A 10,104-nucleotide genomic window follows, 5' to 3' on the forward strand; every position below is an offset into this window, starting at 1 on the left:
AATAAGTATTCTAATTCCTTTTCTTCCGGTGTTTTAATGTCCCAAAGTAGCGTTACATCCAAATCAGAAATGTTTGCAGGCATATCTGAAAGTATAAAAGATGATACGATGCAAAGAGAGCAGGAGAACTTAAGGCGTATACAAGAGCAGCTCCGTCAGATGAAACGAGAGCAGCTTCAGCAGTCGAATCAAAATATGCTTACACCGTCTAGTTCCATAGAAGACTTTTTAATGCTGTCCGGATCACCTGAATCAGAGGAAGATGAAGAAGATAATCTTAAGGTATCCAAGTATAGCTATAAAGATGTAGCCAATAAGATACTTAGGGCTAAGAATTCTGTAAGTGCAGGACGCGCAGTATTAAGCGCCAAAAGGAAAGTTCTTGAAGTTAAGCGCATGATAGGAAGAGGCGAAGGTGACCCAGAAGAACTTCAGCTTGCTCTTACACATGCCAAGAGAATGGAAATGGCTGCACGTAAGAAAAAGCACCATCTTGAGCTCGAAGAATATGTTGAGAATACCCAGAAGCGTGATGAACGTTTAGAAAAAGAAGATGATCAGGCCCAAGAACTTAGTTCGATGATGACACAGGCTGCTGAAGAAGAGATCATAGAGCAGGAAGATGCCATATTTGAAGCAAGACAGGATATGATATCTGAAGTAATGGACAGCATAGAAGAAAGCGGTATTGAAGCATCGGATGAAGCCATTGCATCTATTAATGAGATGATATCAGAATTTGGAGAAGAAGAGCTTGAGATGCTTGAAGAAGCTATGCAGATGCTTGAGGAGATGGAGATAGTTGATCCTCATATGAGCAAAGAAGATTTGGATGAATTAAAGCAAAAGCACAGAGCATCTGAAAATAAAGCAATAGCCAAAGCCAATATGGATTATCTTAAAGGAATGTTCAAGCTATATCAGGAAAGAAAAGGATCCGCTCCGTCCATGGGTTTTGGAAGCACTAAGACGCCTGTAGCTGTATCTTTGGCATCTTCTGCCCCGGCAGCCGTAGCTCCTTTAGTATCTGCAGAAGCCGGAATGGGCGGCGGATCCGTTGATATAAGTATATAAGGATATTTAGCCTTGAATTATAAGATTTTTAAGACAAGAAAATCATTTATTAACTGGCCGAGTTATCAAACCGAAAGCGCAGTAGAGTTTTGAGTTATAAAGCGATAGTCTTATCAAGCTTTGAAAGATTATTCTTGTGGAGGACCATAACAAGAGGATTACCTGCTTTAAGTGGTACATCAGGATTAACAGATTCCTGTATGGAGCCATCCTTTATTGCTATGACGTTAACCCCGTATTTCTGTCTTAAGTTGAGATCCTTAAGAGTCTTTCCAACCCACTTATCCTTGGGCTCCATTTCCACAAGACACAGATTATCACTTATGTCGAAGTATTCAAGGAAGTTACTTGCGATAAGTCTTTTTGCAGTTCTTATTCCGCTTTCTTCCTCAGGATAGATGATCTCATCTGCACCTATCTTGGTGAGAACCTTGCCCATGCGCTCACTTCCTGACTTGGCAACTACCCACTGTACTCCGCATTCCTTGCAGACCATAGTACAGATGATACTTGCTTCAAGACTCATGCCCATAGATACGATAGCGCAGTCTATATTAGATATTCCAAGAGCTTTAATAGCAGCAGGATCAGTAAGATCTGCTTCTACGGCAGAGGTTGCCTTAGATGAGTACTGTTCGATTATATCTTCGTCGTGGTCTACGACCATAACGTCTGCTCCGCTTTCGAGAAGCTTGTCGGCGATTGCCTGTCCGAATTTACCAAGTCCGAATACTACAAATGAGTTATATTTCATATTACCCTCCATTATCCTACAATAAAGTGTCCGTCAGCGTACTTTATGTCATTTTGATCTTTATGTGATGTGCTAAAGAATAGCGCCATTGATATAGGTCCTATTCGTCCTGCATACATGCCTATCATTACTACGATCATTCCCGCAAGGTTAAGATTTGATGTGATACCTCTTGAAAGACCGACTGTTCCTGTTGCACTGAATATTTCATAAGTGGCTGAAATCAAAGGAAGATTTGCAGTCTGCATAAGTGCTAGTATCAGGCAGAAAGTAATTATAAGGTTTGATGTAATAATAGCAGTAGCTTTATTGATGAGCTTAGCCGGAACTGATTTTTTGAAAACTACAGGTTCTTTTCTGTTTCTTATAAATGACAGAGTATTCAGAAACAGTACGAATATAGTAACAGTTTTTACACCGCCCGCTGTACCTACAGGAGATCCTCCAATAAACATAAAGATGCAGCCTATAAGGCAGGTTGATGATGTAAGACTTCCTTGAGGAAGAGTAGCGAATCCTGCAGTTCTGAATGTAACTGACTGGAAGAAACTACTAAGTATCTTATTACCAAGGGGAAGACTTGCAATGGTATTAGGATTATTCCATTCAAAACATAATACAAGTAAAGTACCTGATATCAGGAAAAAGAGTGTAAGACTTAGTACAATCTTGGTCTGCTCATTGATCCTTTTTAAGAAGGTCCTGATGTTGTAGCCTCTTTTAAAGCTTAGCTTGGCTGTTTCGATAATATCAAACCATACAACATATCCAAGACCTCCAAGAACTATTAAAGTTATGGTTATGACGTTTACAGGGATATTGGTATTGTAATCAATAAGAGAATTAGGTCCTATTACATCCATTCCTGCATTACAAAAGGCTGAAACTGAGTTAAATACTGACACCCACATTCCTCTTAAGAAACCAAATCTTGGAATGAAGATAAAAGAGTATAGGACTGCGCCTACTCCTTCAACAATAAAGGTATCTCTTATAACTCTTCTTAGAAATCTGATGAGTCCGTGTATGGAATCAAGATTGTAATAGTCCTGTATAAGGAGCCTGTTTCTAAGTGAAAACCTTTTTTTTAACAGGATCATTATTTCAGAATAAATAGTGATGACACCAAAACCGCCTATCTGAATAAGACCAAGGATTATTAACTGTCCGAAGATAGACCAGTGTGAGAATGTGTCTACAACTACAAGACCTGTAACACAGATTGAGGTAGTTGCTGTAAACATTGCAGTTGAAAAGTCTGTATGCATGCCTCTTGCAGTAGCAAAAGGAAGCATTAAAAGACCTGCTCCAAGTAATATTGCAAGCAGAAATCCAAGGACGATGATCTGAGTAGAGGACATCTTGACTTTGGCTTTATAGTTCTCGTTGATAAGTTTCAATATTTTCTCCCATTTATTTTCATGTGCAGATGTAGTTACCTGGAAATGTTGGAAACCAGCTTCTTATATAAGCACATGAAAACTTTTTTTACATTTCCATACGTTATTATAAAGTACAGATACGTATTAGTCATTACCTAATTCTTGTGTCAGACAGTAACCATATATTTGCGAAACTGACTTGGTGAGCAGTGTTTGATCTGATGAAAGACTCTGTTGAAAGTAGAAATACTTTTAAAGCCTGACAGGAAGGCAACTTCTGTTATTGGAATCGAATTATCTCCAAGATATCTCTGTGCTTTCCTTACCCTTTCTATCATCAGGTATTCTACGAAATTGTAGCCTGTAGTCTCTTTGAACATTCTGGAAAAATAGTTGGGGCTAAATCCTGCCATTGAAGCTACATTATTAAGAGACAGATCCTGACTGCAGTTCTTGGTTATATATACGCAGGATTTTTGAATCTTATAAAGGGCTTCTGAATTAAGGCTGTCAGGAAGAGCAGTGGACTTATCGTATGCATTATCTGCTTCCTTGGATAAGACAGTCATGAATTCCATAAGATTTATTATTTTCCCAACTCTGTAAAAAGAGTCCTGGTCTCTGTTTAAGTTGTCTATTTTGTCAAGGTATACAGACAAGGTATCAAGCAGTGTTTGATGCTCGCTGTATTTAAGAAGATGAAGGCGTCTTAGTTTTGGTATATAAGGGATAAAGTCAGTGAGGCTTTGTAATAAGGCTGAATCAAACTGAAACCCCAATAGGACTTTATCCTCATTCTGAATTGTCCTGTGAAGCTCTCCCTGCCATACAAGAAGTATATCTCCGGGAGAAAGCTCGTATTCCTTGCCTGAAATCTCTGTTTTGGGTACTTTATGCGTGGAATTTTGAATTGGATAATATATGATTTCAATTTCTTTGTGCCAATGAACAGGAAAGTTCAGAGGATAATTTTCAACAGGTATTACATTAACATCAAAATCAAGATTTAAGAGTTCTTGTCTTGGTTCCATATTATTAATTCTCCCAATATGAAAGTCATATGTCTTTATGATTTCTTTTTTATATGAAGCTTCTGGATTCTTATAAATATTTTTTTAAATAAGAAGTTTCTGGATTCTTATAATTTTTTAAAAATAAGAAGCTTCTGGATTCTTATAATTTTTTTAAAATTAAGAAGCTTCTGGATTTTGTACTGCCTATTTTTTATCACAAAAAATCTGGCTGTAAGTTTGAAAATGATCATAATCTTATCTTTATAAAATCCGATAAAAACTGTGACTTTTACTTTTAAATTAAGAGCATTTCAATATAAATCATACACTTTTTTATAGTTCAGGGATATAGGATTTGATGAATTAATCATAAAAGATGAGTAAAACGGGATTGAAATTAAAGAGTTATTCGTAAATATTGAGAATATAATTGGTATTCAGTAGAGGAGCGATTATATTATGAAAAATTATAAGATTGTAGATATGACTGTAGGAAGTCCCCTTAAGCATATCCTTATTTTTACCATACCGCTTGTAATAGGCAATATCTTTCAGCAGCTTTATAACATGGTGGATTCCATAGTTGTAGGGCAGTATGTAGGTAAGGCTGCTTTGGCTGCGGTTGGCGCATGCGGTTCTATGAACTTTTTGTTCTTTTCACTAAGTTTTGGACTTTCAAATGGTGTCGGGATTTTGGTATCACACAGATTTGGAGCCAAGGATGAAGAGGGAATAAGAAAGACGATATCAAGCGCTTATTTTGTACTGACTACTGTATCATTAATTATTACAGCAATAGCCTTTTTCCTTGCACCTGTTCTCTTAAGACTACTTGATACACCGTCATCAATAATCAATGATTCAATATCATATATAAGAGTTACTTGCCTTGGAATCCTGGGCATCACTTTATATAACGGTGTAGCAGCATCTTTGAGGGCTCTTGGTGATTCAAGGACTCCGCTTTATTTCCTTATCTTTTCAAGTATCATGAATATAGTGCTTGACCTCGTGCTCGTTATTAATTTTAATATGGGCGTTGTGGGAGTTGCACTTGCAACTGTTATATCTCAGTATGCATCTGCTGTAGTAGCATTCATATATGCATTTAGAAATGTGGAATATTTCGAACTTACCAAAGAAGCCTTCAAGCCTGATATGGATTATGTCAAGCAGGAGATACGTCTTGGTGTTCCGCTTTCTCTCCAGTCATCAATGATTGCATTTTCATGTCTTGTACTTCAGGGCGTTGTTAACAGCTTTGGTGAAAATGTTGTAGCAGCATTTACCATAACAAGCCGTGTAGAGCAGCTGGTTCAGCAACCCTATAACTCAATAGGCACAGCTCTTATGACCTATTCAGGTCAGAATATAGGAGCCAGAAAGATTGACAGAGTTAAAAAGGGATTCAGACAGTCAGCCGGAATAGTAGCTGTTTTCAGTGTTTTAATGATAGCTGTCATGTACATATTTGGTAAAAATATTTCGGGAATATTTGTATCAGATTCAGAAGTTATAAATATGAGTTATACAGCTCTTAAGATCACAAGCCCGTTCTATTTTGCACTTGGAATGATATATGTTCCCAGATCTCTTCTTAACGGCTGCGGTGATACAGGTTTTGCAATGATCAACGGAATTACGGAAGTTGCAGGAAGAATTCTTTTCTCACAATTATTCTTGTATTTCGGACTCTTTGGATTTTGGTCTGTATGGGTTACAACATCTGCAACCTGGGCACTTACAAGTGTCGTATGTATGATGAGATTCTTTAGCGGAGCCTGGATGCGCGGAGTAAAAGAGGAACAGGTTTACAGAAGAAAATTGAAATTATCAGTTCCTAATATAGCAATAAAAAGAGCATAAGATAAAAGACAGCGTCCCGATAAGGGGCGCTGTTTTGTTATGCGCATTACGCCGCATAATGTGGTTCATATTACACTGTATAATGCGTATATTGCGCCAAAGTATGAGGTGCAAACTACAGTTCATATTTTAAGACTATAAAGCATAAGAGCGTTGAAGCTATAAAACGCTGGCGCGTTGGTGCAGTAAAATATATCAACTTTATTGATTATACTTGTCATTTTCTCGAAAAAGCGTTATAATTGCTTTCTTGCGTTAAAGTTATGCGCGGGTTAAGTGCGCATGATTTTTTAATGCAAAAAAAACTTTTAGGGAAAAGGTAACAAAACATGAAACAAGAAAAGAAAATGACGGGAGTTACACTTGCATTCATTGCGTTTTCATTTGTTTGGGGATTTGGAAACATCATGAATGGATTTGTATATTTCAACGGAATCCAGGTAATCTTCAGCTGGATACTTATGTTCGCTCTGTATTTCGTACCATACGCTCTTATGGTCGGCGAACTTGGCTCTGCTTTTAAGGAGTCTGGCGGTGGCGTAAGCTCTTGGATCCACTCTACAATGGGTAAGAAGTTTGCTTACTATGCAGGATGGACTTATTGGGCAGTTCACATTACTTATATTGCAAGTAAGTCAAGTGGCGGTCTTAAAGCATTAAGCTGGGCAATATTCCAGAAGGCAGAAGCTTATGATGAGCTTGATACAAGACTTGTACAGCTTGTAACTTTTATAGTTCTTATCGTTTTTTGTTATATCGCAAGTAAAGGTCTTAGCCCACTTAAGGTTATGACAACTGTTGCCGGAACAAGTATGTTTGTAATGTCACTTTTATATATTTTGATGATGTTTGCAGCTCCTATTATTAATCCGAATGCATCATATGTGACACTGGATTTCAGCCTTGACAATCTGATTCCGAATTTTAATTTAGGATATTTTACAAACCTTTCAATTCTGGTTTTCGCAGTAGGCGGATGTGAGAAGATTTCTCCTTATGTTAATAAGATGAAGGATCCTTCTAAGAACTTCCCCAAGGGAATGATCTTCCTTGCAATCATGGTAGTTATATGCGCTATACTTGGTACAATCTCCATGGGGCTTATGTTTGATCCATCAGTTATCAATGCAACAGAAGAGTCTTTTGACAGCTATGTATCTAATGGTTCATACTGGGCATTCCAGAAGCTTGGTCAGTATTATCATGTAGGTAATGCTCTCATGGTTGTATATGCACTTTGCAACGTTGTAGGTCAGTTCTCAACACTTCTTATTAGTATTGATGCTCCTCTTCGTATCCTTCTTGGCAATGAAGATTCTAAAGAGTTCATCCCTTCAGGACTTCTTAAGCAGAACAAGAATGGTGCATATGTTAACGGTATCAAGATGGTAGCTATACTTTCAGGAGCTATCATCGTTGCTCAGTCATTCGTTCCTGGTGCTGCTAAGGTACTTAGCCAGCTCAATAAGCTCAATTCCGTATGCATGCCTATGCGTTACTTATGGGTATTTGCAGCTTATATAGCTCTTCGTATATATAATGATAAGTTCAGTCCTGAATACCGTTTTGTTAAGAACAGAGTATTTGGTATCATATTTGGTGCATGGTGCTTCATAGTAACAGCTGCATGCTGCATACTTGGTGTATACTCTGATGATCCTCTTACACTTGGACTTAATATCATTACACCTTTCGTACTTATAGCGCTTGGACTTATACTTCCTCTTATTGCAGATAGAGAAAGAAAAGCTGGTAAAAGAGTAGCGTAAGCTCAGTATATAAGAATTATTTTTTTAATATAAGCAGACCGGATAGGTATTGATGCGGATGACTTTTTTGAACTAGTAGGAAAAGACGTATCAAAATCCGGTCTGTTTTTTTGATGAAAAAAAGAGTATAGTATTATATTGTTTGCAATCTTTTTTGTATTTAGGAACGTTATAGTGATTTATTTTTAAAGATAATTGTGATATTCTAAAAAGCATGATCAATGTATGTATAGTTGAAGATGAGCTTGATGCAGCTAATCTTCTAAAAGAGTATATAAGTAAATATGAAAAGACCAAAAACCAGCAGTTTGCTATTACTCACATGCCTGATGGAATGGATCTTGTAGATGATTATAAGAGCCAGTTTGATATCATACTACTTGATATTCAGATGAAATTCCTCGATGGAATGGCTGCAGCAGAGAAGATCCGTAAGATAGATCCTGATGTTATCATCATATTTATCACGTCTACTGTGCAATATGCGGTTCAGGGTTATGCAGTTGATGCTCTTGGATACGTATTAAAGCCGGTTCCTTACACTCAGTTCGAGCAGATATTTGATAAGGCTATTGCCAGAGTCAAAGTAAGGCAGCAGCACGTCTATATCAAGGTATCGGTTGATGGAAGGCAGCTTAAGCTTGACTGCGACAATGTGATATATATTGAAAGCCAGCGCAACAATGTAGTGATCCATTGCAGAGATAATTCATATGTCACGCAGGGACCCCTTAAGCGATTTGAAGAGATGCTCATGGAACATGGCTTTAGCAAATGTCATAATGCATATCTTATAAATCTGTCTATGGTTCAGGCAGTACTTAAGGAAGAAGTAGTTCTTACAAATGATATAACGCTTCCTATAAGCCGTGCTAAGAAGAAGGAATTTATGGCGGCGCTAACGGAGGATATTCTTTAATGTATATAATTGAGTTTTTTGATCCGGCACAAATACAGGACACCCCAAGATTTTTTACCGCTTTAGCCGAATGGCTGGCGGTTTTTGTTTATTTTAATATTTATAAAAGGAAAAGATTTGAAAAGACCTATGTCCTCTTTTGCATAGGAACACTTATTGCCCAGGTGGCATTTCAGTATGTAGCAGGTATGCTTCCTATAGGATTCTGGATACCGGCAATGATGGGCGCAGTATTTCTAATGTATATGTCACTTTATATGGTGCTTGATATAACAAAAGAAGATTGCGCGGTTCTCACAACACATGCCTTTGTACTTGCAGAATTTGCGGCAAGTCTTTATAAGCAGCTATATGTCTGGAATGTAAGAATTGTAGGTAGTGAAGGATTTGTTGTGTCATTGATATGCATGGCTGTTGTATATGCAGTTACTTATCTTGTGTATTTCAGATTTGAAAAAGGTAATGTTCCTTCAGACAGAAACTTAAATGTAAGTGCCAGAGAAATGATAAGTGTTATTGCAACAGGTATAGGCGCATTCATCATGTCCAACATAAGCTTTGTAACAAGTAATACACCCTTCTCAGCTACAGGTAATATGCTATATGTCCGTACGCTTGTAGACTTTGGAGGAATGCTCATGCTGATGACAGAGATGGGAAGAAGGAATGAGCTTATTCTCAAAAAGGAGAGCTCTGAGATCAACCAGCTCTTCCAGAAGCAGTACGAGCAGTATAAACTTACGATAGACAATTCTGAAGCCCTTCGTAAAGAAATGCATGATATGAAGCATTATGTCATGGCTTTAAAGAATGAAGATGATCCTGACAAAAGAGCTGAGGTCCTAGAAGGCATGGAGCAGGCAATAGCCATACAGGAATCCTTCATGAATACCGGCAATAAGGTACTTGATGTAGTACTTACCACCAAGAGCCTTCAATGTCAGAAAAAGAACATCACGCTTAATGCAATGGTAGACGGCAAACTCCTTACGGATATCCATGTTAAAGACATCTGTTCACTGTTTGGTAATATCCTTGATAATGCTATAGAAGCAACACAACAGGTAATGGAAGCTGATAAAAGACTGATAACATTATCTGTAAGAAGCAGGAACAGGTTCATAATAGTAGAATGTGACAATTATTCAGACAGGGCAAATGTGAGCCTTTGTAATGAGCAGAAGAAAGGTATCTTTAGAAACGGCAACCTTCCAAGAACTACTAAAGGAGATAATGTAAGGCACGGATATGGTCTGAAATCCATCTCGCAGGTAGCTGAAAAGTATGGTGGTGCCATGAACTGCAGTTATGAAGAAGGATGGTTTAA

At 37.7% G+C, this 10,104-nt stretch carries 8 protein-coding genes; 5 read left to right on the plus strand and 3 right to left on the minus strand.

Translation table 11 applies throughout. The features are described from left to right. Nucleotides 1-1,074, plus strand: a 1,074-nt coding sequence (locus tag K6G87_RS06545; protein ID WP_296835149.1) for a hypothetical protein, incomplete at its 5' end; no start/stop codon positions are given. A 94-nt stretch (nucleotides 1,075-1,168) separates the two neighbouring features. Here K6G87_RS06545 and K6G87_RS06550 read toward each other — a convergent pair. The 3 genes from K6G87_RS06550 to K6G87_RS06560 all read right to left on the minus strand — a co-directional run bounded on the left by K6G87_RS06550 (nucleotide 1,169) and on the right by K6G87_RS06560 (nucleotide 4,241). Next, the gene (locus K6G87_RS06550) at nucleotides 1,169-1,828 is read right to left on the minus strand and encodes a potassium channel family protein (RefSeq protein ID WP_296835150.1); all 660 of its coding nucleotides are present in this window, start codon (nucleotides 1,826-1,828) and stop codon (nucleotides 1,169-1,171) included. 11 nt (nucleotides 1,829-1,839) lie between these two features. Continuing rightward, complete coding sequence (locus K6G87_RS06555; RefSeq protein WP_296835152.1) at nucleotides 1,840-3,228, minus strand: TrkH family potassium uptake protein; 1,389 nt, start codon at nucleotides 3,226-3,228, stop codon at nucleotides 1,840-1,842. Nucleotides 3,229-3,377: 149 nt separating this feature from the next. Next, nucleotides 3,378-4,241, minus strand: a complete 864-nt coding sequence (locus tag K6G87_RS06560) for an AraC family transcriptional regulator (protein WP_296835153.1) — start codon at nucleotides 4,239-4,241, stop codon at nucleotides 3,378-3,380. A gap of 441 nt (nucleotides 4,242-4,682) precedes the next feature. On the opposite strand from K6G87_RS06560, the gene K6G87_RS06565 reads away from it, so the two are divergent. The 4 genes from K6G87_RS06565 to K6G87_RS06580 all read left to right on the plus strand — a co-directional run. Continuing rightward, nucleotides 4,683-6,089: an MATE family efflux transporter gene (locus K6G87_RS06565; protein WP_296835155.1), complete on the plus strand. Its 1,407-nt coding sequence runs from the start codon at nucleotides 4,683-4,685 to the stop codon at nucleotides 6,087-6,089. Between the two features lie 329 nt (nucleotides 6,090-6,418). Next, entirely contained in the window at nucleotides 6,419-7,858 is a 1,440-nt protein-coding gene (locus K6G87_RS06570) for an APC family permease (RefSeq protein ID WP_296835157.1), read from the plus strand. A 214-nt stretch (nucleotides 7,859-8,072) separates the two neighbouring features. Then, nucleotides 8,073-8,777: a LytR/AlgR family response regulator transcription factor gene (locus K6G87_RS06575; RefSeq protein ID WP_296835158.1), complete on the plus strand. Its 705-nt coding sequence runs from the start codon at nucleotides 8,073-8,075 to the stop codon at nucleotides 8,775-8,777. Next, nucleotides 8,777-10,104 (plus strand): sensor histidine kinase (locus K6G87_RS06580; protein WP_296835160.1); only part of this gene is annotated, 1,328 nt, incomplete at its 3' end. The genes K6G87_RS06575 and K6G87_RS06580, both read left to right, overlap by 1 nt.

Source organism: Butyrivibrio sp. (genome assembly GCF_024699075.1).